General features: G+C 31.6%; 23 protein-coding genes. All 23 read right to left on the reverse strand.

What is annotated here, in order from left to right; translation table 11 throughout:
- Positions 1 to 8: 8 nt before the first annotated feature.
- Positions 9 to 209 (reverse strand): DNA-directed RNA polymerase subunit omega, encoded by a 201-nt coding sequence (gene rpoZ, locus QOR43_RS01120; RefSeq protein ID WP_265133491.1) that lies wholly within the window; start codon positions 207 to 209, stop codon positions 9 to 11.
- A gap of 36 nt (positions 210 to 245) precedes the next feature.
- Complete coding sequence (gene gmk, locus QOR43_RS01125; protein ID WP_265133490.1) at positions 246 to 872, reverse strand: guanylate kinase; 627 nt, start codon at positions 870 to 872, stop codon at positions 246 to 248.
- An 8-nt stretch (positions 873 to 880) separates the two neighbouring features.
- The gene (locus QOR43_RS01130; protein WP_265133489.1) at positions 881 to 2,350 is read right to left on the reverse strand and encodes an NADH-quinone oxidoreductase subunit N; all 1,470 of its coding nucleotides are present in this window, start codon (positions 2,348 to 2,350) and stop codon (positions 881 to 883) included.
- 2 nt (positions 2,351 to 2,352) lie between these two features.
- Positions 2,353 to 3,855, reverse strand: coding sequence for a complex I subunit 4 family protein (locus QOR43_RS01135; RefSeq protein ID WP_265133488.1), 1,503 nt, complete (start codon positions 3,853 to 3,855; stop codon positions 2,353 to 2,355).
- Positions 3,856 to 3,858: 3 nt separating this feature from the next.
- Positions 3,859 to 5,814 carry an NADH-quinone oxidoreductase subunit L gene (gene nuoL / locus QOR43_RS01140; RefSeq protein WP_265133487.1) on the reverse strand — a complete coding sequence of 652 codons (1,956 nt, stop codon included), beginning with the start codon at positions 5,812 to 5,814 and terminating at the stop codon, positions 3,859 to 3,861.
- A gap of 4 nt (positions 5,815 to 5,818) precedes the next feature.
- On the reverse strand, positions 5,819 to 6,121 hold the full coding sequence (nuoK, locus tag QOR43_RS01145) for an NADH-quinone oxidoreductase subunit NuoK (protein ID WP_265133486.1): 303 nt from the start codon (positions 6,119 to 6,121) through the stop codon (positions 5,819 to 5,821).
- A gap of 1 nt (position 6,122) precedes the next feature.
- Entirely contained in the window at positions 6,123 to 6,641 is a 519-nt protein-coding gene (locus QOR43_RS01150) for an NADH-quinone oxidoreductase subunit J (protein WP_265133485.1), read from the reverse strand.
- Complete coding sequence (locus QOR43_RS01155; protein WP_265133484.1) at positions 6,632 to 7,234, reverse strand: NuoI/complex I 23 kDa subunit family protein; 603 nt, start codon at positions 7,232 to 7,234, stop codon at positions 6,632 to 6,634. The genes QOR43_RS01150 and QOR43_RS01155 overlap by 10 nt, the downstream gene beginning before the upstream one ends.
- A 3-nt stretch (positions 7,235 to 7,237) precedes the next feature.
- On the reverse strand, positions 7,238 to 8,248 hold the full coding sequence (gene nuoH, locus QOR43_RS01160) for an NADH-quinone oxidoreductase subunit NuoH (protein ID WP_283571401.1): 1,011 nt from the start codon (positions 8,246 to 8,248) through the stop codon (positions 7,238 to 7,240).
- 119 nt (positions 8,249 to 8,367) lie between these two features.
- Positions 8,368 to 10,119, reverse strand: a complete 1,752-nt coding sequence (gene nuoD, locus QOR43_RS01165) for an NADH dehydrogenase (quinone) subunit D (protein WP_265133482.1) — start codon at positions 10,117 to 10,119, stop codon at positions 8,368 to 8,370.
- A 12-nt stretch (positions 10,120 to 10,131) separates the two neighbouring features.
- A complete protein-coding gene (locus QOR43_RS01170; protein ID WP_265133481.1) occupies positions 10,132 to 10,650 on the reverse strand; it encodes a NuoB/complex I 20 kDa subunit family protein in 519 nt (172 codons plus the stop codon).
- On the reverse strand, positions 10,641 to 11,015 hold the full coding sequence (locus QOR43_RS01175; RefSeq protein ID WP_265133480.1) for an NADH-quinone oxidoreductase subunit A: 375 nt from the start codon (positions 11,013 to 11,015) through the stop codon (positions 10,641 to 10,643). The genes QOR43_RS01170 and QOR43_RS01175 overlap by 10 nt, the downstream gene beginning before the upstream one ends.
- Positions 11,016 to 11,096: 81 nt before the next feature.
- Positions 11,097 to 12,638: a bifunctional phosphoribosylaminoimidazolecarboxamide formyltransferase/IMP cyclohydrolase gene (gene purH / locus QOR43_RS01180; RefSeq protein WP_265133479.1), complete on the reverse strand. Its 1,542-nt coding sequence runs from the start codon at positions 12,636 to 12,638 to the stop codon at positions 11,097 to 11,099.
- Positions 12,635 to 13,879 (reverse strand): glycosyltransferase, encoded by a 1,245-nt coding sequence (locus QOR43_RS01185; RefSeq protein WP_265133478.1) that lies wholly within the window; start codon positions 13,877 to 13,879, stop codon positions 12,635 to 12,637. The genes purH and QOR43_RS01185 overlap by 4 nt, the downstream gene beginning before the upstream one ends.
- Positions 13,880 to 13,881: 2 nt before the next feature.
- Positions 13,882 to 14,784: a homoserine kinase gene (thrB, locus tag QOR43_RS01190; protein WP_265133477.1), complete on the reverse strand. Its 903-nt coding sequence runs from the start codon at positions 14,782 to 14,784 to the stop codon at positions 13,882 to 13,884.
- Positions 14,777 to 15,712, reverse strand: coding sequence for an ADP-glyceromanno-heptose 6-epimerase (gene rfaD / locus QOR43_RS01195; protein WP_265133476.1), 936 nt, complete (start codon positions 15,710 to 15,712; stop codon positions 14,777 to 14,779). The genes thrB and rfaD overlap by 8 nt, the downstream gene beginning before the upstream one ends.
- 1 nt (position 15,713) lies before the next feature.
- Positions 15,714 to 16,154 carry an acetyl-CoA carboxylase biotin carboxyl carrier protein gene (gene accB, locus QOR43_RS01200; protein ID WP_265133475.1) on the reverse strand — a complete coding sequence of 147 codons (441 nt, stop codon included), beginning with the start codon at positions 16,152 to 16,154 and terminating at the stop codon, positions 15,714 to 15,716.
- Positions 16,155 to 16,163: 9 nt separating this feature from the next.
- Positions 16,164 to 16,733 (reverse strand): elongation factor P, encoded by a 570-nt coding sequence (efp, locus tag QOR43_RS01205; RefSeq protein ID WP_265133474.1) that lies wholly within the window; start codon positions 16,731 to 16,733, stop codon positions 16,164 to 16,166.
- Positions 16,734 to 16,775: 42 nt separating this feature from the next.
- Positions 16,776 to 17,129: a competence protein comp gene (locus QOR43_RS01210; RefSeq protein WP_265133473.1), complete on the reverse strand. Its 354-nt coding sequence runs from the start codon at positions 17,127 to 17,129 to the stop codon at positions 16,776 to 16,778.
- Positions 17,126 to 18,280, reverse strand: a complete 1,155-nt coding sequence (locus tag QOR43_RS01215; protein WP_265133472.1) for a class I SAM-dependent methyltransferase — start codon at positions 18,278 to 18,280, stop codon at positions 17,126 to 17,128. The genes QOR43_RS01210 and QOR43_RS01215 overlap by 4 nt, the downstream gene beginning before the upstream one ends.
- Positions 18,277 to 18,966, reverse strand: a complete 690-nt coding sequence (locus QOR43_RS01220) for a NuoI/complex I 23 kDa subunit family protein (RefSeq protein ID WP_265133470.1) — start codon at positions 18,964 to 18,966, stop codon at positions 18,277 to 18,279. Before QOR43_RS01220 ends, QOR43_RS01215 begins: the two co-directional genes overlap by 4 nt.
- A gap of 48 nt (positions 18,967 to 19,014) precedes the next feature.
- Complete coding sequence (locus QOR43_RS01225; protein WP_283571402.1) at positions 19,015 to 19,389, reverse strand: PaaI family thioesterase; 375 nt, start codon at positions 19,387 to 19,389, stop codon at positions 19,015 to 19,017.
- Between the two features lie 10 nt (positions 19,390 to 19,399).
- Positions 19,400 to 21,130 (reverse strand): NADH-quinone oxidoreductase subunit D, encoded by a 1,731-nt coding sequence (locus QOR43_RS01230; protein WP_265133468.1) that lies wholly within the window; start codon positions 21,128 to 21,130, stop codon positions 19,400 to 19,402.
- Between the last annotated feature and the right edge of the window lie 74 nt (positions 21,131 to 21,204).

Consider the following 21,204-nt stretch of genomic DNA (forward strand, 5'->3'; position numbering starts at 1 on the left):
AAAAATTATTACTCTCTAACTATTTTTGCTTTACCTTCAGCTATCTCTTCTATAGCTATTACTGTCTTTTTTAAAGGAATACCTTCTTCTGTTGTGTATTCTGTTCCTCTTTCATGCATCTCTTTTGCAAGTTTTGCAGCTGCATGGACAAGTTCATATCTATTATTAACTTTTGTTAAAGCTTTTTCTATCGGTGGTCTTTTATTCAAATTAAATACACCTCCAACTGATTGTGTAAATTATAATTATATCATATTTTGCATTAATATTTTTAATTTTTCATCTTTTATATTGCTAATATCAAATCTATCTGTTTTTAATCTATTTGATATTATTATTGATTTAGCTTTTTCTACTGCATCATCTAAATTTTCATTTATGATGATATAATCATAATTTTTCCATTGTGGTATCTCTTTTTCAGCAGTTTTTAATCTTTTATTTATCTCTTCTTCTGTTTCTCCCCTTTTCTTCATTCTGTTTATAAGTTCATTAATAGATGGTGGAAGTATAAATATACCTACTGCTTCTTTAAAATTTTGTTTTATTTGCAAATAACCTTGAACATCTATCACTAAAAGTAAATCATAACCTTTTCTTAATAGCTCTAAGGTTTCTTTTTTCGGTGTGCCATAATAATTACCATGGACTATTGCATATTCTAAGAAGGCATTTTCTTTTATAAGTTTCTCAAATTTATCTTTTCCAACAAAATAATAATCAACACCATCTATTTCGTTTGGTCTTTTTTCTCTTGTTGTGTAAGTAATTACTCTTTTAAGATTTTCTATTTTTGACAAAAGAATATTAGCAATTGTGGTCTTGCCTCCCCCGGCAGGGGAAGACAAGATATATAAAAGCCCTCCTCCCACGATATTACTTACCTCAAACTCACATTAAATATTAAAACCGAACTTAAAGTATTTGAAATTTCCCAAAAGATAGTAGGATATATACCAAGGAAAAGAACTAAAACTGCAAAGAATGCTACCGTCAATCCTTCAAAAATTGTTATTCTATATTTATTTGTATTTTCAGGTTCATGCATATACATATTAGATACAACTTTTAAATAATATCCGGCAGATATAATACTCATAATAACAAGAACTACTGCAAGCCACCAAAGATTGCTTCCTATGAGAGCAATAAACACTCCAAATTTACCCATAAATCCAACCGTAGGAGGTATTCCAAGCATTGAGAACATATATATAAGCATAAATAAAGCAATCATAGGATGTTTTTTTGCTAATCCTTTAAAATCATCAAATGTATTATTCCATCCTTCATTTTTTTCTAATGCAGAAAGTAATATAAACGCACCTATAGTCATAAAAAGATAAACAATTGAATAAAATATTAATGCAGAAAATCCTACCATAGTAGGAGCAGCAATAGCAGCAGTTATATATCCGGTATGGGCAATAGAAGAGTATGCAAGCATTCTTTTAACACTTTTCTGTCTTAAAGCTATAGAATTACCTACTATCATAGAAGCAGCAGCTAATATACCCCATGCATATCCCCAGTAATTTCCTATAAAAGGAAATGCCTCAACCATTACCCTAAGAAGCACTGCATAAGTAGCAACTTTTGAAACACCGGCTAAAAATGCAGTAATAGGAGTAGGTGCTGCTTCGTAAGCATCCGGTGTCCAGAAATGTAAAGGAACAGCAGAAGCTTTTAATGCAAGTCCAAGGATTAATATTCCAAGTCCTGCAAGTGTAGCTATATCAGCTTGATTTCCTATACTATATGCAATTGTTGAAAAATCAAAAGAACCTGTTTTTCCATATATTAATGCTATACCATAACTAATTATAGCAGTACCGGTTCCACCAATCACTAAATATTTAAATGCACCTTCTTTTGATTTATAATCTTTTCTCCACATACCAATCAGAATATATAAGCTTACAGACATAAGCTCTAAACCTATATAAAATGTTACAAGATTAGGAGAAGAAACCATTATCATCATTCCAAGGAGGGCAAAAGTTATAAGATAATAAAACTCACCATAATGGGTTTTCTTAGCATTAAGATAACTATCCATTGTTAAAAGTATAGCAATAGTTGAAAATATTAAAAATAATTTAAAAGCAAGAGAAAATGTATCAACAATATATAATCCGTATAAGGTTATTCCACCTTCTTGTATAAAAAAGATAGATATAAATGCTACAGATAAGCCTATTATAGTTAAGAAATTAAGCAAGCTTTTATTTTTAGTAAATAATTCTAAAACAAATACAATTATAGCTGTAGTAAGAACTATTATTTCAGGTATTAAAAGATAAAAATTAGGAACTCCTAATCCTGCAACAACCTGTTGAATGATATTCATCGCTACCCTCCTATTACCTTAGAAAGAACAAATTCTGATGTTGTTTTTATTAAATCTATCCACCATTTTGGGTATATTCCGATAACAAACATAAATATCACAAGCGGTAAGAAAGATAAAAGTTCTGCTTTATTTAAATCTGATATTTTTTCCCAGTAGGATTTTTTCTCTTCTGTAATAGCTTCTTCCTCAAACATTGTTTTCTTATAAAGCCATAATGTATATGCTGCACCTACAATTAAGCTAAGTCCTGCCAATGCAGCTGCCAATATACTTACTTTAAATGTTCCAAGTAAAGCTAAAAATTCACCTACAAATCCGGATAATCCAGGTAAACCGGCAGAAGCCATTGCAGAAATCATAAATAAAGTTGCAAATACAGGCACAAATCTTGCCATGCCGCCTAAATCTTTCATTTCATAAGAATGGGCTCTTTCATAAATAAATCCAGCAGCAAGGAACAATGCTGCTGATGTCAAACCGTGGGAAATCATTGTTATAATGGCACCGTTTACTCCTTCAACATTAAGGGCAAATGTCCCGATAGTGACAAATCCCATATGAGAAACGGAAGAATAAGCAATTAATCTTTTTATATGGGTTTGGGCTAAAGCCATAGCAGCAGTATATATAATAGCAATTACACCAAGGGCAAACATAACCGGAACAAATTCTTTTGAAGCTTCAGGAAACCATGGAAGATTAAATCTTACAAAACCATAAGTTCCCATTTTTAGTAATACAGCTGCAAGGATTACAGAACCGGCAGTAGGAGCCTGCACGTGAGCATCCGGAAGCCATGTATGAAATGGCCACATCGGAACTTTAACTGCAAACCCAAGGGCAAGAAGTAAGAAAAATATTACTTCAAGATTATGAGGAAGTTGTAGTTTTAATAAATCAAAATAACTTGTTGATAAAACATCATTATGTAAATAATTATAAATATACATTCCGATTACTCCAATTAGTAAGAAAAGAGAACCGAAAAATGTATATATAAAGAATTTGGTTGCAGCATATAATCTATCTTGATAACCCCATACTCCAATAATCAAAAACATAGGAATAAGCATAGCTTCCCAGAACAGATAAAAAGCTACCAAATCCCAAGCAACAAAAACACCTATACAGGCAGCTTCAAGCAGTAGGAATGCAATAAAATATTCCTTTATTCTTTTATTTATATTTGTGCTCCAAACAAAAGCTACCACAAAAGATAAAGCAGTAAGCCATACCATTGTTAAACTAAGAGCATCTACTCCAACTTCATAGCTTATTCCAAATTGTGGTATCCATGGATATTTTTCATAAAACTGAATTTTATAACTACTATAATCATAATTAAGTAGCATATAAGAGGATATTATAAAAACAATTATGGAACTGATAATACTTATAGGTTTTGCCATTTTTTCATTTAAGAAAAACAGTAAAACAGCAGCAATAATCGGAATAATTATAGATACCGATATTATCGGAAAACTAAATGTCTGAAACTCCATCTTTCAGCCCCCTTGTCTCAAGAATAAAAATAAAGTAAGAAATACAAATATACCTATAAGCATTTGTAGAACATAAGCAGATATTCTACCGGTTTGAGTTTTTCTTAATATATCACCTGAAAATACCGATAAAGTAGCAGAGCCATTTACTATTCCTTCTATAATAAATCTATCTCCTACTTTCCACATTATTTTAGAAAGATTATAATATCCATAAACAAATATCATGTAATAGATATAATCAAAGAACCATCTGTTATAAAGGGTTATATATATAGGCTTAAATGTATTTGCAACATAAACAGGGTCTATCTTTCTTGCTTGATACATCAAATAAGCTAAGAAAATACCGGAAAGTGCAGTAAGTAATATTAATATTCCAAGTCCCGAAGTTAATGAATGGATTAAAAATTCAAAAGCATTTGCTTCTATATGAACATTGTGGGCTCTTGATAGTCCTTCTTCAACTATAACCCTTGTTTTTTCTGATAAAAATTTCATATTTGAAGGGTCAAGGGAAGGTCTTAAGAAATTAATAAAGAACTCTCTGAAAAATCCAAGTATTACTGTAGCAGAAGCAAGAACTATCAAAGGTATTGTCATATTTGGTGGAGATTCGTGAACATGCTCTCTTATATGAGGATCTAATCTGTCTGTGCTAAAGAATGTTAAGAAGAATAATCTGAATATATAAAATGCAGTCATAAATGCACCACCCCAAAGTAAAAGCCATACGAATTTATTAATCTCAAAAGCACCTTCTATAATAGGGTCTTTACTGAAGAATCCTACAAGAGGGGGAATGCCTGCAAGAGATAAAGAACCAATCAAGAATGTTCCCATTGTTATAGGCATAGCTCTTCCAATCTGCCCCATTTTTTGAACATCTAATAAGTGATGTAAAGCAATTAAAACACTACCTGAGCCAAGGAATAATAATGCTTTAAATACTGCGTGGGAAGTTAAATGGAACATTCCTTCTGAGAATAATCCAAGTCCTTCTGCTGCAAACATATATCCAAGCTGAGATAATGTAGAATATGCAATAATTCTCTTTATATCATTTTGAACTAATCCCATTGTTGCTGCTAAGAATGCAGATATTGTGCCTATGAATAAAACAGTATCTAAAGCTATTTCTGATGCAGCAAATATAGGCATTACCCTTGCAACCATATAAACACCGGCAGCAACCATTGTAGCTGCGTGGATTAAAGCTGAAACCGGTGTTGGGCCTTCCATCGCATTAGGAAGCCAGATATGTAATGGTATCTGAGCAGATTTACCGACTGCACCACCGAATAATAAAAGTGCAATTGCAGTAATTACAGGATAGCTTACCTCAGGAATTTTGTTAAACATATCTAAATAATCTAATGTTCCAAAAGTAACAAATGCAAGAAGAACCCCAAGTAAGAATAACCAATCACCTACCCTGTTTACAACAAAAGCTTCCATTGCCGCATTGGCAGCAGATTTTTTATAATGCCAAAAACCTATAAGCAGATATGAAGCAAGACCAACTCCTTCCCATCCGAAAAATAGCTGAACTAAATTATCTGCAAGTGTGAGCATTAACATTGCAAAAACGAATAAAGATAGATAAGCAAAAAATCTTGGATAAGAAGGATCTCCTTTCATATAACCGGTTGCGAATATAAATATAAAAGTAGATACACAGGTAACAACACAGGTCATCAATGCAGATAAAGGATCCCAGAATAAACTAACTGATATATCATAATTACCGATTGACATCCAAGTAAATAATTTTAAATCATAATGATTTCCGGTTTTGGCAACATCTATAAATCCAATTAAAGATGTAATAGCAGATATGGCTACACCTACAACTGCAACAATACCTGATAAAGGCTCTTTTAAAAATTTATAACCAAATAAGCCAATAATGATGAATGCAATTAAAGGCGAAAAAGGTATAATCCATAAATACTCCATAGCCCTAACCTCTCAACTCTGATATTTTTTCAACATCAACATCTTTCTTCATTCTGTATATAGCCATTATTAAGCCAAGACCTACTGCTGCTTCAGCTGCTGCTATTGTTAAGATAAAGAAAACAAAAACCTGTCCGGCAACATCATGTAATTTCATATCAAAAGCCACAAAAGCTATATTTACAGCATTAAGCATAAGTTCTGTTGATATTAGCATTGCAATAATATTTCTTCTAACAATAACACCGATTAAACCAAGCACCATCAAAAGACCACTTAGGGCTACATAGTATTCATAGGGAACCATATTACTCCTCCTCTACCTGTTCTTTTCTTCCAAGTATAATAGCACCAATCATAGCAACAAGTAATATAAGAGAGGCAACTTCAAATGGGAATAAATATTTTGTAAATAACATAGTAGCAACAGCCTTAGGATTTCCTATTTGCTGAATAATATTAGGAGAAAATGCACCTGTTGCAGATTTAAATGCTCCATAAACTGAAACATAAGCAAGCTCAAGAAATAACAAAAACCCAAAAGGTAATGATAAAAGTGTATATTTTCCATCAACAGATTTTCCTTTAAACTCCGGAACGGTAGATATAACTAAAACATAAAATACAACTATTGCAACAGCATAAATTAATATCTGCAAAGCACCTATCAAATCAGCACCGATATTGAAAAATAGCCCTGAGATAGCAATTAAAGTAGATATTAAAGATAATACTGCATGAACTATATTTTTAAAAAATACCACTCCAATAGCAGATATAACTGCTATAAATGATAATACCCAGAAAGCAATGTTATTTAGCTCCATTCTATATGCCCCCAAAGTTTTTTTCTTTCTTCATCATCTATCCATATTCTATCAGGCTCATTTTTTCTTCTTAAATCGTAATCTCTACCTCTTTCAGACATATCATCTTTATGAATAACACAATTTTTTCTTTGATAATCTGCAAGCTCATATATATCTGTCATAATTATACAATCAACAGGACAGGCATCTACACATAATCCACAAAATAAACAATTTAATAAATTCATATCAAATCTAACTACTTTCTTTTTTCCATTTGGAAGTTGAACTGCCTCTATCTTAAATAAAGAAGGCACAGGGCAGGCTTGCTGACACATATAACAGGCAACACATCTACTTTCTCCGGTATTTATATCCATAAATTTTTCAAGGACAGAAAAAGAAGGTGGTTCGTTTCCATTTTTTATCCTATGGGCATGGGCACCTCTAAATCTTTTAGGTGGAGTTAATTTTTCATAAGGATATTTTGTAGTAATAGTTTTCTTTATAAGATTTTTAAATGTAACCTTTAGACCTTTTATAAAATCTAAGAAAAATATCCTTTCTAATATAGTTAGATTAGGTCTTTCTACATACTTAACTTTAACCATTTTTTACCCTATTATCATAATTTCTATTGCAGTAATGAATATATTCAATAAAGATAACGGAAGCATAACTTTCCAGGCTATCTCTGTAATCTGGTCAACTCTATATCTTGGCAATGTCCAATGAACCCATAAGAAGAACATAAACATCATTGCTATTTTAAGGAAAAACCAAATAAATCCTGAGAATGGTCCAAAAATTTCAGGTCCTCTCCATCCTCCGAAAAATAGTATTACTGCAATAGCACTTAATAAAAATGTTCCTATATACCATTCTGCAAGCGGGAATAATCCAAATTTCATTCCGGAATATTCTGTATTGTATCCGGAAACAAGCTCTGCTTCTGCTTCCTGAACATCAAAAGGAGTTCTTCCTGTTTCTGCAAGGATTGCAAAAAGTATAACTATAAATGCAATAGGTTGATACCATATAAAAGCACCAAAAAATCCTTCCTGAGCATTGACAATCTCTTTTAGAGAAAAAGAACCGGCAAGCATTATAGGGCCAACCATAGCAAAACCGAGAGCCACCTCATAACCTATTAAAACTGCTGCTTTTCTAAGCCCACCAATCATAGGATATTTACTATTAGAAGCCCAACCTGCAAATATTACTCCGTATATACTAATGCTACCAAAAGCAAGGGCAAGTATTAAACCTATATTTAAATCGGTTATATAAGGAGCTATTTTTATTCCGAAAATTTCAAACTCATTTCCAAAAGGCACAACGGCAAGTATCATAATTGCCGGAACAAATGCAAGTAAAGAAGCTAAATAAAATAAAACTTTATCTACAGAGGATGGAACTAAATCTTCTTTTGTTAAAACTTTAAGAGCATCTGCTATAGGTTGTAGTAAGCCATGATAACCAACATGTAAAGGTCCTGGTCTTTGCTGGACATGTCCTGCAAATTTCCTTTCAATAAGAGTAAGGTATGCTGATAATAGGAACATTCCTACTATGAAAATAACAGATTTTACCGTCAAACTTATCAATAATCCTACTAACTCCATAGCAACCTCTTCTTTTGTATTTTCTTTAAACTATATTACCACAAATATTAAAAAAATTAAACACTGTTTTATTTATTTTTAACATATTTTAAAAATAAAAAGTTTTTATAATAACTTAATTATCTATCTGTTTCCCCAACAACAGGGTCTATACTACCAAGTAAGGCTACTGCATCTGCTACAGTTCTTCCTTTTATTAATTCTGGAAATATTTGAAGATTATAAAATGCTCCGGAGCGAATTCTTAATCTATAAGGTTTTCCTTCTCCTTTTGAGATTATGTAAAATCCAAGTTCTCCCCTTGGATTTTCTCCGGAAAGATATACTTCACCTTCCGGAGCTTGTTCTCCGTATATCCTTAGATTAAAATCTTTAACCATCGCTTCTATTGATAAAAATGTTTCTTGTAATGTTGGAAGAACATAAGGATTTTCTGTTGCTATATATTTATCATTTTTCAATTTTTCAAGTTTTTCAACACATTGTTTTACTATATTTAAACTTTGTTTCATCTCTTCCATTCTTATTAGATACCTATCATAAGCATCTCCAACTTTTCCTAAGGGTATTTCAAAATCTACATAAGGATATGCATCTATCGGCTCTATTGCTCTAAGGTCGTAAGCAACACCGGCAGACCTTGCCATTACACCTGTTAATCCATATTGGTAAACATCTTCCTCCGAAACTATACCTATATCTTTATTTCTTCTTATCCATATTCTATTTTTTGTAAGTAAATCTTCATAATCTTTTATTCTCTGAGGAAAATCTTTTATAAAATGCTTAATAACATCCAATGCTCCTTCCGGCAAATCATATCTTACTCCCCCTATTCTTATAAATGAAGAATTAAGCCTTATTCCTGCAATTCCTTCTATAATATCCATAATTTTTTCTCTTTCTCTAAATGTATATAAAAACATTGTGAGGGCACCTATATCAAGGGCAGTCGTTCCAAGCCATAAAAGGTGGCTATTTATTCTCTGCAGTTCAAATAACATTGTTCTAATCCATTTAGCTTTTTCCGGCACCTCTACGCCAAGAAGTTTTTCAACAGCATTAACATAAACAACATTACTACATATAGCAGATATATAATCCATTCTATCTGTATAAGGTATTATCTGGGTATATGTTATATCTTCTGCAAGTTTTTCTATTCCCCTATGGAGTTGTCCAATAATAATATCACAATGCTGGACAACCTCCCCTTCTAAATCAAATAAAAACCATATAGTTCCATGGGTTCCTGGATGAAGAGGTCCCCAGTTTAAAACTATCTGGGATTGTTTTTTTGGCATTCTTGCTTTTTGTGTTCTTTCTAAATCTTCCAAAGTAGGAATAGCAGTATGATATGGAGAGTAATCATGGGATGGTATATTTTCTCTTTCATTTAAAGATGGAAGATATGTATCCTGAATACCTTCCTTAGGAAAATCTTTTCTAAGTGGATGATAAGGATATCCTTCCCATAAAAATATTCTAACAAGATTCTCATGCCCTTCAAATTTTATACCGAACATATCATATATCTCTCTTTCAGCCCATTTAGCACCTTTCCAGAGAGATGTTAAAGAGGGAAAACTTTCTCCTTTTACAAAACTTTTTACAATAACCCTTTGATTTAATAAAGGAGAATAAAGAATAATAACTATCTCAAATCTTGGATTATTTAATAGATAATCAACAGCAGTCATATCTATAAACATTTTAAATTGGAAATCTTTATCTTCTTTTAAGAATTTAAGAACCGAAATTATATTATCTTGATTTGAAATAATGGAAACAATATCTTTATTTTTTTGAATTTGAATATGCGGAAAAGCCATTTTTAACTTTTCCGCTTTTTCTGTATCTAACCAAGGCAATATTTTACCTCTTTATTTTTGTATAGGGAAGGAAGCAGTAGGAACTCTTGCAGGAATTTCTTTAAGTTCTTTTCCTTCTTGTTTTGCTTTTATCTTTTTCTGAAGTTGCATAATTCCCCAAAGCAATGCTTGTGGTGTTGGAGGACATCCAGGAATATATACATCAACCGGAATAATTCTATCTACTCCTTGAAGTGTAGAATAAGTTGGGAATGGTCCGCCTGCAGAAGCACATCCACCCATAGATATAACCCATTTAGGGTCTGGCATCTGCTCATATATAAGCTTTAACATAGGAGCCACTTTATTTACAACTGTTCCGGCTACTATTAAAACATCAGACTGTCTTGGAGAACCTCTAAAAATAATTCCAAGTCTATCTGTATCAAATCTGGAAGCGGCTGTATGCATCATCTCAATAGCACAGCATGCAAGCCCTATGGAAACAGGCCAGAGAGAGTTTTTTCTTCCCCAGCTTAAAACTTCTTCTACTGTTGTTAAAATTATTCCGCTATTATTAATCACTGCCATTTTAATGCTCCTTTTTTCCAGGCATAAATATAACCGAGAATTAATATAAATAAGAATAAAAACATCTCTGTAAATATAAATCCTACATTGACCTGAGCTATTTCTCTAAATACTACAGCCCAAGGAAATACAAAAGCAGATTCAAGGTCAAATAAAACAAGTAGCAGTCCAAGAAGATAATATTTTTGGTCTATGGTTGTTCTGGCAGTTTTATCATAAAGAGGAACACCACATTCATAAGGATAGCCTTCCAAAGGCTCAGGAGTTTTTGGAGCAAGTAATCTATTTAAAACAAGCAAAACTACCCCTATGGCAGTAGCCACTATAAAAAATACTGCTAATCCTAAATAACCTGTCCCAGTCATATTCCTTCCTCTTTATTAAAATTTATTAATCTAAGATACAACATATTTAAAAATTTTGCAACTTTTTAAAACACTGTTTTATTAATGTTTAAAATGCCTCATATTGGTAAAAATCATTGCTATATTATGTTCATTACAAGCTTGTATTACTTCTTTATCCCTTATTGAGCCTCCAGGCTGTATTACTGCTTTTATTCCGTATTTTGCTGCATAATCTATACTATCTCTGAAAGGGAAAAATGCTTCTGATGCAAGGACAGAACCTTCTAAATCAAAGCCAAACTCCTGAGCTTTTTTTATTGCAGTTTCTAAACTATCTACTCTTGAAGTTTGTCCTGCTCCTATCCCAAGGGTTTTTTTATCTTTTGCTATTACTACCGAATTTGATTTTACATGTTTTACAACTTTAAAGGCAAATATTAAATCTTCAAGTTCTTTTTCGGTAGGTTTTCTTTCTGTAACTATCTGCAACTCTTTATATAACTGCTTATCTTTATCCTGTAATAATAATCCTCCGGAAATTCTTCTATAATCTAAGCCTTTATCTTCTTCAAAGAAATTATTAATCTTAACTACCCTTAAATTTTTCTTACTTTTTAATATCTCTAATGCTTCTTCTGTATAATCTGGTGCTATCACAACTTCTAAAAATGTTTCAGTTAAAGCTTTTGATAATTCTAAATCTACTTTTCTATTTAATGCAACTATACCACCGAATGCTGATTTAGGGTCTCTTGAAAATGCTATTTTATAAGCATCAACTATATTATCTGCGATAGCAACTCCACAGGGATTATTATGCTTGACTATAACAGCTGCAATTTCTTCAAATTCTTTAATGAGAGATACAGCAGATTCTACATCCAAATAATTATTATAGGACATCTCTTTTCCTTGTAAAATTTCTGCACCGGCTATGCTAAATCTATCTTCTATTGGTGAGATATATAAAGCCGCTTCTTGATGTGGATTTTCACCATATCTTAGGGTTTGTTTTTTTCTTACCGGAATGGTTAATTCTTCCGGAAATTTTTCATTTATCTCAAATTTTTCATTTAATACATTGGATATAATACTATCGTAAATAGCAGTATGTCTAAAAGCTTTTAACGCAAGTTTTTTCTTTGTTTGGATAGATATTTCGCTGTTATTTTTAAGTTCTTCTATTACTATTTTATAATCTTTTGGGTCAACAATTATTGCTACAAATTTATAATTTTTGGCAGAAGCTCTAACAAGAGCCGGTCCGCCTATATCTATATTTTCAATAAGCTCATCTAAATCTGCTCCTTTTTTTAATGTCGCTTCAAATGGATAAAGATTGATTGCTACTATATCTATTGGTGTTATATCGTTTTCTTCAAGTTGTTTTATATGTTTTTCATTGTCTCTTATTGCAAGAATTCCACCGTGTATTTTAGGATGTAATGTTTTTACCCTTCCATCTAATATTTCCGGAAAACCGGTTATTTCAGAAACTTCTAAAACCGGTATTCCCATTGATTTTATATATTTAGCTGTTCCGGAAGATGATATTATTTCATAACCCAGTGCATATAACTCTTTTGCAAAAAAATCTAAATCCGTTTTATCAGATACAGAGATTAAGGCTCTTTTTTTCAATTATTTTCCTCCGGTTTATTTTCTTCTTCCTGCAGAGACCTTTTTATAATATCATCCATTATATTTGCCAATAACTCTCCCCTATTATAAAGGGTATGTTCTCTGAATGCTCTTTCTCTGCCTGCTTTTGCTATCTCTTCTCTTCTTTTAACATCTTCTTCTAAATATTGATATAACTTTCCTTCTATCTCTATAAAATCCATTGGGTGATAGGTGATTATTTCTTCATCCGGTGTAAAGAATGCTTTTGAAGATAATCTTTCTTCTACAAAAGTTAAAGCTCCGGTAGCTACACTATCAAAAACCGTAAATCCAAGTCCGGAAGGTAAGAAAGGCGGTTGGCTTAAAAGGGATATTTTTGTCCTTGATAAGAAATTTATTATCTCTTGCTGGGTTTGTATATCTTCATAGATAACTATATTTTCTTTAGTTTCTCCTATCACCTGTCCTAAGATACTAACTTCAAAATTATCTATATTATCAATGATATTCCATCTTCTTAAATTCATAGCATATAAGCCAATTTCTACAAGTAAATTCATAAAATCATCTTCATTTTGTCTTTGGAAGTTATATATTGCTTCTTGAAACTGAGGATTAAATTGGGATATTAAATATCCGGAAGCAAATCTTATAGGAATATCTGGATTTCTATAAATTAATCTTCCAAGTTCTACTGCAAAGCCAAAAAGAGTGTCATCAAATCTTTCTCTCCAATTTTGCTCAATAATTGAAGGGTCTGTTATGGGACCTATAAAAGCTATATCAAAATCTTTTTCCATCATCGGTGGAATTTTGGAAGGATTTATTCCGGGAGCTAAAAATGCTACATTTTTTCCTATACTTGAAATCCATTGTCCGTGTTCAACATCTATTGTAAGGTAAAGTATCTGATTTGAGTTTAACACAGATTTTAATTTTGTAAAATGTATCATAGGGTCATCTATAAACCATGTTAAATGTATATTACCTAAAATATCGCAAAATGGTTTTTTCTCATTATCTCTTTCTGCAAAAATCATTCCATCAAGATTTATATCAAAGCTAAAAAGTGGTTTAAACTCAATAATTTCTTCTACTGTTTGCTGTATATTTTCAGGGGTTGGTTCTACCGTTTTTGTTTCATAACCTCTTGCAGATAATGACTTAGATAATGCTTCTATTATACTTTCATTAAAGCTTTTTGGGTCAGGTGTTTTTATAAATAAAACTCTTGGTTTGAAAACTTTATTTTCTTCCATTTTTAAATCTCCTCTATTTTTGTTCCTTTTTTATCTACATTTAATATTTTGTATTCTGCATTTATACCGGCTTCTTCAAATGCTTTAACCATAGATTTTCCTATTTCTTCAAAATTTTTATCTGATAATGCTACCATACTACTTCCGGCTCCACTTAAAGAAACACCTAATGCACCTGCTTGATAAGCATATTGGATAACTTTATCAAAATTTGGTATAAAAGATTTTCTATAAGGTTGATGAAATCTATCTTCCATTGCAACTTTAAGAAACTCATAATTTTTATTTATTATAGATGTAAGAAATAAAGATGCCCTTTGTAAATTAAATATTCCATCTTTTAATGGTATTTCTTTTGGAAGAACTGACCTTGCTTTTTCTGTTGAAAGCTCAAAATCAGGTATCGCTACTATAAATTTTAAATCTTCTGGAAAATCAATCTTTTGATAATAAGTTTTTTCTTCTGTTTTTAAAGCAGTTATAAATCCACCTTTCCATGCAGGAAGCAAATTATCCGGATGTGGCTCAAATCTGTATGCCCATTTAAAAAATTCTTCATCTGTAAGTTCTTTTTTATGAACATAAAAAGCAGTTACAATTCCTGCAACTATTGCAGTAGCACTGCTTCCAAGACCTCTTGCAACAGGAACATTATTTATCTGTTTTAATTTTGCACCTTTAAATTTTTTTCCTTCTGCTTCACAAAGTGTTTTTACCACTTGAATATAAAGATTATTTTCCGGATTTTGTAAAAATTTATTTTCCGGATAACTTTCTATATAAACTCCTTCTGCTTCTTCAACGATAAACTCATTATATAAATCAAGAGCTATACCGAATGTATCAAAACCTGCTCCGAGATTGGCAGATGTGGCAGGAACTCTTACTTTTATAACTTTACCCATTTATTCTACCTTCTAATATATCCACATATTCTTTTATTCCTTTTTGGATATTGTATTTTGGAATAAACCCAAGCTCTTCTTTTATTTTTGTCATATCTGCCTGAGTATATTCTTGATAAAAATCATAAGGACAATCAAAATATTCCGGTTCTAAATCTGTGCCTAGGGCTAAATTGAGATATTTAATTATATCATTAAAAGATGTGGCTTCTCCACTTCCTACATTGTAAACTGTTGACCTTGGAGCTTTAGCTGCGATGATTGTAGCATCTACTGCATCTTTTACATAAACAAAATCTCTTTTTTGTTGTCCCCATTTAAATATTCTCGGATTTTTGCCTTCTTTCATCTGTTTATAAAGCTGGTATATCATACTTGCAAATTTACCTTTATGGGCTTCTCTTGGTCCGTATACATTAAAATATCTAACACCTACTACTTTTAAAGCTGTTCTTTCAGAAAAATCTTCGGCAATATTATCCATAATATACTTAGAAAATGCATAAATATTTTCAGGATGTTTTTCCCTATCTTCTTTTAATGGAATTTGCTCTTTTACATTTCCATAAACAGATGCAGAAGAAGCATAAACTACTATGGATTCATTATCATAAGCATAATCAAGAATATTTCTAAATCCATCTACATTTTTTCTCATCATTAACTCTTGGTCTTTGACAGTTGTATCAGTTATAGAAGCAAGATGGAATATAACATCCGGTTTAAAATCTTCTAATTTAAAAAATATCTCATCTGTTGATACATCACAGGATAAAACAATACCTTTAAATCCAATTAAATTTTTAAAATTTGCAGAAGAAAAATCATCTAAGATTACAATTTTACTATTTGGATATAATTCTTGAAGTTTTAAAGCCAAATTGGAACCTATAAATCCTGCACCACCGGTTATAAGTATATTATGCATTTTACACCTCTATATACATTAATTCCTGTCCGTATTCAACCGGCTGTCCGTTTTCTACCAATATTTTCACAACCTTTCCATCTACATCGCTTTCTATTTCATTCATAACTTTAAGGGCTTCTATTATACAAACAACCTGTCCTTTTGATACCATATCCCCTTCTTCAACAAAAGGAGGAGCTCCCGGAGCAGGTGCTCTATAAAAAGTCCCAACCAATGGAGATTTTATAACATGATATTTTTTCTCTTCTGCTTTTTTCTCTTCTGTTATTACAGGTTGTTGTATTGCAGGTTGCTGGATATTAGCAGTCTGAACCGGAACTTCTTTTGGAGCTATATTCTGTTTTACCCTTAATTGAAAATCACCGGCTATAATCTCTATTTCCTGAATATTGGAGCTTTTTATTCTTTCTATAATTTCAAAAATAAATTCATTATTCATAACAAACTCCTATTTAACTCTTTCAATATATGTTCCTGAGCGGGTATCTACCTTTATTTTATCTCCAACATTTATAAATAACGGAACATTTATAACTGCACCGGTTTCTATTTTTGCAGGTTTGGTTGCAGATGTGGCAGTATCACCTTTTACTCCCGGTTCTGTTTCTATAACTTCATAAACTTCATGTTTTGGAAGCTCTATACCGATAGGATTTCCTCTATCTAAGAAAACCACAACTTGCATACCTTCTTTTAAAAATTTTGCTTCTTCTTCCATAAGTTCTGCCGGAACCGCAAAAGTTTCATAAGTATTTGTATCCATAAAATAGTAGTTAGAACCATCAGCATAAGAATAATTCATAAATCTTTGTTCAAAATCAGCAAGCTCAATAGAATCAGAAGATTTAAATGTAAATTCTGTAACATTGCCTGTTTTCATATTTTTTGCTTTAACCCTAACAAATGCCTGTCCTTTTCCCGGTTTTACATGTTCATATCCAACTACTCTAAATGGTTGATTGTCAACAAGAATAAACATGTCTCTTTTAATGCTGTTAATATCAATTTTAACGCCCATTAAAAATATGCCTCCTTTAAATAATTTTGAAAAAATATTATATCATTTTATAGGTATTTTAAGGTAAGTTAAAGCTATACCTGCCAATACGAGTATAGGAAGCCCTATAATAATTGTTACCACAAAAGCAAGTAAAACGGTAAATATAGATTTTTTTAAGTTTTCTTTAAATAAAAGATTTGTAATTATTATCTGGAATAAAAAATAAACGAAAATTGCAATATACAAAGAAGACAAAATAATTTTAGTAATACCCATCATTACAAAACTTATCAAAACTACAATAAAAGAATAAAAAAAGGAAGGTTTTTTAAAAAGAGTTAATTTTGAAGAATACCAAAAAGAAAATGTTGCAATTAATAATAATGATATTGCTACAACAAAAGAAGAAATCAAATTTTATACCTCTGAGATAGATATGGTAATATTTTAACAGATTCTAAATCTATATCTGCTACATTTTTTGCCTGAATAAGTATCTTAAATTTTTCTCCCATTCCCCCTGGTAATACAAGGGTTTTTAGTCTGTTAATTCTTTCATAAGATTTGTAATCATCATTTTCTTGAAGCTGTGCGATTATATCCATAATTCCAAGATTGATAAGAAAATGTGCTTGGTCTGTAAAAGCAACAAAATTTAGACCGGCTTTTTCTCCAAAATATTTTAAAGCAGAAAAATTTACATGGGATGTTATATCTTGCAGTCCTACATTTTGATAAAAATTTTCAGAATATTTATGTTTATGATAGCAAAGGATTGTTCCTCTTGGTCTGTATTCTTTATAAAGCTCATTGGAAGGATAACCATAATCTATTGTTATTACAAAACCTTTTTTTAATTTTCTTCCAATTAGTTGTATAAAATCTTTTGCTATTAAATTAACTTCTGCCCTTATTCCCTCCGGAAGCTCAACATTTAACTCTTTAAAATAATCTATTATTTTCTTTGAAGCCTCTTTTTTTATCTCAATAACTTCATCATCTTTTAAACTGATATAAATTTCATATAAAATATTGTTTTGTTTTTCTACAATATGCACAGAAAATGCATCAAATAGCTCATTTGAGAAAATTACTCCTTCTATGCTGTTATCTTCAAAACTTTCCAAGCTTTCTACCCATTTTGCTATCTCAAAATCTTTAAGTAGCTCTTTTTGTGTTTTTATATGATATTTTGATTTTTCTATCAGGATATACTCTGATTTTTGATAAATCTCATTATATTCTGTTTTTAATGTTTGAAGTATATCATAAGCAAGATAGCCTTTTCCGGCTCCTATTTCTACTATCTGAAATTTTTCTTTTGGATTTATTTTATAAAAGATTTCTGCAAATTGTTTTGCAAGTAGTTGTCCAAATGCTTTATCTACTTCACTGCTTGTAAAAAAATCTCCAAATCCACCAATTTTTTCTTTATCTGATGTGTAATATCCTAAATCCGGATAATAAAGGGCTATATCCATAAAATCTTTAAAAGAGATAGCCCCCTCTTCCTCTATCTTTTTCTTTATTATCTCAATTAACTCTTTTTTGCCTGTTAATTTCATTTTTGGTCTGCATAATTTGGGCCAAGGGTAGGTATATTGAAATCCCAAAGTCTAGGTCTGGTTTGGTCATACTCAGGCCATAATTTTTGGTCTTCTCTCCATGCAGATTTTTCATCAAATTTTTCTTTTCCTCTTCTTGCAACAAAATCATTAGCTATCTGTGTAAGCATATCTTTATCAAGAACCCAATTTCTTCTTGTGTAAGCAGACAAATCATATATATCTGTCATTATAATGCAATCTGTTGGACAAGCCTGTGTGCATAAACCGCAAAATGTACATTTTGATAAATCCATATTAAACACAGTCATAACTTTTAATCCATAATGAGGATGATCTTCAGGCACATCTAATTTTTCAGCTTGAATATCAAATAATTCAGGCACAGGGCAGGCAGCTTGGCAAAATTTACAGGCAATACATCTTGTTTCCCCAACTTCTGGTGGCTTAATTTTTAATCTTTTTACCCAATCATAAAACTCTTCATTTTCAGTTCCATCTACTGTTCTAAGTCCATGCACTCCTCTAAATCTTGCAGGTGGTGTTACAACTTCATAAGGAAAATCTACCGTTATGGTTTTTTTAAATAGATGTTTTATTGTTGTTTTTAAACCTTTCATAAAATCTATAAAAAATATTTTTTCAATTAAAGTTTGTGGCTTTGCTCCTACTTTTTTTATACCCATATTTAAAACCTCCTCCTATGAAATACGTTTACTATAAAATTCAAAATCTTAATCTAATATGGCGTAAGTTCCCGTCGCGTAAGCTACTAACTCTTTATCAGCATATAGCTCTACCACTGCAAAGGCTACCTTTTTCCCTAATTTAAGGACTTTTCCTATTGCTTTAAGTATTCCCTTTTTAGCAGGTTTTAGATAGTTTATCTTTATCTCTATAGTTACTGCAGTTTTATCCTCGGGAAGGTTTGATATTACTGCATACCATCCTGTATTGTCAGCAAGGCTTGATATTACACCACCATGCACGTATCCTAAGTGTTGCAAGTGATACTCTTTTACGTCTAAACTAAGGACTGCTTTTTCTTTGCTCAGTTCTTCAAGAGTAGCTCCTATATGTTCTAAAAAGGGAAGGTTAATGCCTTTCATCTTAAATTCCTTATCTATCAGTTTCACCTACTACAGGGTCTATTGTTGATAATAATGTTATTGCATCTGCTATAGGTCTTCCAAGGATTGCTTTTGTAAATACTTGAAGGTTATAAAATGCTCCGGAACGGATTCTCATTCTGTGGGCTTTTAATCCATCTTTTTTGTTATAAATATAAAATCCAAGCTCTCCCCTTGGGTTATCGGAAGATGCATAAGTTTCTCCTGCCGGTAATTTCATACCTCTACCATCTATCGTAACTTTTAATTTTTTTTCATCAGGGGTTTGGAAGAAATAAGGGTCATTCTTAGACATTTTTCTAAGTTTTGCTACACATTGCTCTATTATTCTTATACTTTGTCTCATTTCTTCCATTCTTACAAGGTATCTATCATAAGAATCTCCTACTTCTCCAACCGGTATATCAAACTCAACTTCTCCATAGGCATCATATTTATCAAGTTTTCTAACATCATAAGGAACTCCTGAACCTCTTGCTACTGCACCGGTTAATCCATATTGATATACATCTTCTTCTGTGATTATACAAACATCTTTATTTCTTTTAAGCCATATTCTGTTTCTTGTAAGTAATGTTTCATAATCATTTATTCTTTGAGGTAAATCTTTTATAAGATGCTCTATTGCATCTAATGCTCCATAAGGTAAATCAGCAAATACCCCACCTATTCTGAAATAATTTATTGTAAATCTTGCTCCTGTAATACCCTCTATAATATCCATAATTTTTTCTCTTTCTCTAAATGTATATAAGAACATTGTGAGGGCACCAAGGTCAAGTGCATAGGTTCCAAGCCAAAGTAGATGGCTGTTTATCCTTGAAAGTTCAGCCATCATTGTTCTAATCCATTTAGCTTTTTCAGGCACTTCTATTCCGAGTAATTTTTCTGCTGCAAGCACATAAGCATGATTTTCATTTATAGCTGCGATATAATCCATTCTATCTGTGTAAGGTATAAATTGTTGCCAATTTACATTTTCTCCAAGTTTTTCAACACCTCTATGAAGCTGACCTATGATAATATCACATTGTTTTACATACTCTCCATCAAGGTCAAATAAAAACCAGATGGTTCCGTGGGTTCCCGGATGAAGAGGCCCCCAGTTTAAAACTATCTGAGATTGTTTTACAGGCATTCTTGTTTTTTGGGTAATCTCTAAATCTTCCATAGTTGGAATGGCAGTATGCATTTTAGAATAATTAAACATTCCTTCAAGCTGGTCTCCCCTTTCTGTCTCATTTAAAGAAGGAAGCTCGGTATCCTGTATTCCTTCAAGTGGAAAATCTTTTCTAAGTGGATGATAAGGATATGTTTCCCAAAGAAGCATTCTGACAAGATTTTCATGTCCTTCAAATCTTATACCAAACATATCCCAGGCTTCTCTTTCAGCCCATTTAGCACCGGCCCAGAGTTTAGTAAGTGTAGGTAGTGTTTCATCTTCTGCCCATGTTTTTACAATAATTCTTTCTTTATATTCCGGAGAAAATAATATTACAACACCTTGAAATCTTGGATTTTCTTTTTCTCCGTGGTCTATTATTGTCAAATCAATAAACATTTTAAATTGATAATCTTTATCTTCTTTTAAGAATTTGAGAAGATTTATAAAGTTATTTTTTGGAATTTCTATAACTGTGCAACCTTTACCTTCGTAAGCTTTTATATCCGGAAATCTTTCTTTAAGTTTTTCAGCTTTTTCCAATGTTATCCACGACATCTTCTCACTCCGTATTAAAAATTTTTAAAACTGTGTTATAAAATATTACAATTTTTTTTCAAAATTATCAATAG

It is taken from the genome of Venenivibrio stagnispumantis (genome assembly GCF_900182795.1).
Taxonomy (GTDB): Bacteria; Aquificota; Aquificia; order Aquificales; family Hydrogenothermaceae; genus Venenivibrio; species Venenivibrio stagnispumantis.

Coding starts and splice junctions, on each gene's coding strand:
- QOR43_RS01150 (WP_265133485.1), bottom strand. CDS start 6,641: ATGGAGCTAAATAACATTGCTTTCTGGGTATTATCATTTATAGCAGTT.
- thrB (WP_265133477.1), bottom strand. CDS start 14,784: ATGGGTAAAGTTATAAAAGTAAGAGTTCCTGCCACATCTGCCAATCTC.
- QOR43_RS01175 (WP_265133480.1), bottom strand. CDS start 11,015: ATGACTGGGACAGGTTATTTAGGATTAGCAGTATTTTTTATAGTGGCT.
- efp (WP_265133474.1), bottom strand. CDS start 16,733: ATGGGCGTTAAAATTGATATTAACAGCATTAAAAGAGACATGTTTATT.
- QOR43_RS01170 (WP_265133481.1), bottom strand. CDS start 10,650: ATGGCAGTGATTAATAATAGCGGAATAATTTTAACAACAGTAGAAGAA.
- rfaD (WP_265133476.1), bottom strand. CDS start 15,712: ATGCATAATATACTTATAACCGGTGGTGCAGGATTTATAGGTTCCAAT.
- QOR43_RS01135 (WP_265133488.1), bottom strand. CDS start 3,855: ATGGAGTTTCAGACATTTAGTTTTCCGATAATATCGGTATCTATAATT.
- accB (WP_265133475.1), bottom strand. CDS start 16,154: ATGAATAATGAATTTATTTTTGAAATTATAGAAAGAATAAAAAGCTCC.
- nuoK (WP_265133486.1), bottom strand. CDS start 6,121: ATGGTTCCCTATGAATACTATGTAGCCCTAAGTGGTCTTTTGATGGTG.
- QOR43_RS01155 (WP_265133484.1), bottom strand. CDS start 7,234: ATGGTTAAAGTTAAGTATGTAGAAAGACCTAATCTAACTATATTAGAA.
- QOR43_RS01230 (WP_265133468.1), bottom strand. CDS start 21,130: ATGTCGTGGATAACATTGGAAAAAGCTGAAAAACTTAAAGAAAGATTT.
- nuoH (WP_283571401.1), bottom strand. CDS start 8,248: ATGGAGTTAGTAGGATTATTGATAAGTTTGACGGTAAAATCTGTTATT.
- QOR43_RS01220 (WP_265133470.1), bottom strand. CDS start 18,966: ATGGGTATAAAAAAAGTAGGAGCAAAGCCACAAACTTTAATTGAAAAA.
- QOR43_RS01215 (WP_265133472.1), bottom strand. CDS start 18,280: ATGAAATTAACAGGCAAAAAAGAGTTAATTGAGATAATAAAGAAAAAG.
- QOR43_RS01185 (WP_265133478.1), bottom strand. CDS start 13,879: ATGGAAGAAAATAAAGTTTTCAAACCAAGAGTTTTATTTATAAAAACA.
- QOR43_RS01130 (WP_265133489.1), bottom strand. CDS start 2,350: ATGAATATCATTCAACAGGTTGTTGCAGGATTAGGAGTTCCTAATTTT.
- QOR43_RS01225 (WP_283571402.1), bottom strand. CDS start 19,389: ATGAAAGGCATTAACCTTCCCTTTTTAGAACATATAGGAGCTACTCTT.
- nuoL (WP_265133487.1), bottom strand. CDS start 5,814: ATGGAGTATTTATGGATTATACCTTTTTCGCCTTTAATTGCATTCATC.